This is a genomic window from Streptococcus sp. DD04 (assembly GCF_001578725.1).
Lineage (GTDB): Bacteria > Bacillota > Bacilli > Lactobacillales > Streptococcaceae > Streptococcus > Streptococcus sinensis.
Genome location: NZ_KQ968977.1, coordinates 91,957 through 92,670, shown reverse-complemented (window position 1 = coordinate 92,670; position 714 = coordinate 91,957). Strand labels below are relative to the sequence as shown.

The window sequence follows — 714 nt, the reverse complement described above, 5'->3', positions numbered from 1 at the left end:
ACGGCGAGAAGACTACACTTGTGGAAGTGACGCTTGAAAATGGTCAAGAAATTAGCCGCACCACTCGTGACAGCTTCGTTTCCAAAGACCCAGTCGATCAGATTGTGGAAGTTGGCAAGCCGGTTGAACAGGTGACACCAACTGAAGGTGTTAAGAATTTGGTTGTCGAGCAACCACGCTTGGATGTGGTAACTGAAGCTCTACCGTTCAACACCGTTGAGCGTGAAAATGCACAATTGCCTAAGGGGACACGAAAAGTTGTCCAAGAAGGCAAGGCTGGTGAGAAGACAACGCTCGTAGAAGTAACAATCGAAAATGGTCAAGAAACCAGCCGTGTGACACGTGACAGCTTCATTTCCAAAGACCCAGTTGATCAGATTGTAGAAGTTGGCAAACCAGTTGAGCAAGTCACCCCAGCAGAAGGCGTTAAGAATCTGGTCGTGGAGCAACCACGCTTGGATATTGTGACTGAAGCTCTACCGTTCAACACCGTTGAGCGTGAAAATGCACAATTGCCTAAGGGCGCGCGAAAAGTTGTCCAAGAAGGCAAGGACGGTGAGAAGACGATTCTGGTTGAAGTGACCATCGAAAATGGTCAAGAGACCAGCCGCACCACTCGTGACAGCTTCGTTTCTAAAGACCCAGTTGACAAGATTGTGGAAGTTGGCAAGCCAGTTGAACAGGTGACACCAACTGAAGGTGTTAAAAATCTGG

General features: G+C 48.3%; 1 protein-coding gene. It reads left to right on the top strand.

Annotation, left to right across the window (positions count from 1 at the left end):
• Positions 1–714: G5 domain-containing protein (locus STRDD04_RS10870; RefSeq protein ID WP_197460074.1), on the top strand; the 714-nt coding region annotated here is incomplete at both ends.